1 protein-coding gene is annotated in these 590 nt (G+C 68.3%); it reads right to left on the bottom strand.

All coding sequences use genetic code 11. The annotated features are described in order from the left end of the window. Positions 1-67: 67 nt before the first annotated feature. On the bottom strand, positions 68-590 hold a 523-nt coding region (locus EOD07_RS36745), incomplete at its 5' end, for a DUF2497 domain-containing protein (protein WP_127238527.1).

Genomic DNA, 590 nt, shown 5'->3' with positions numbered 1-590 from the left:
AAACAAAACCCCGCCGAAATTCGACGGGGTTTGTCAGCAGTCTGAGCGCCGCCCCAAGGGCGGCGCTTTAAGCCTGCGTGTTCCGGCGGCTTACTGCGCCCCCGCGCGCCACGCGTTCGATCTCCTCGCGCACCAGCCTTTCGACCAGCGTCGGCAAATTGTTGTCGAGCCAATCCTGCAGCATCGGCCGCAGCATCTCCTCGGCCATCTCGTCGAAGCTCTTCTTGCCGCGGCTGGCAAAAGCGTCGGAAAGCTCGCCGAAGGCCGCAGCGACCTGCCGGCCCGTATGCTCCGAAAGGATCGCGGGCCGCGCCGGCTGCGCCTCCGGTTCGGATGCCCGGGAGCCGTCGGCTTGCGCGGAAGCGTCCGCCGCCACCCGAACCTCTTCCTTGTTGATCTCGACCTTCTCGATCTCGACCCACGGTGCGGCTTCCGGCGCCCGGGCGGTCGGCTTCGCGGTGACCGTGCTGCCGCCCGCCGCCGCGATTTCCCGCCGCCAATCGGTGACAATGGTATCGGCGGTCTGCGGTGCGTTTGCCGCCGCGGGCTTGCTCGCAACCGGCGACGCGCTCGACTGAGCAGCGCTCCTG

This window comes from Mesorhizobium sp. M2C.T.Ca.TU.002.02.1.1, assembly GCF_003997225.1.
Note: the sequence above shows the minus strand (reverse complement) of the source record. Positions and strands in the feature narration are given on the sequence as shown.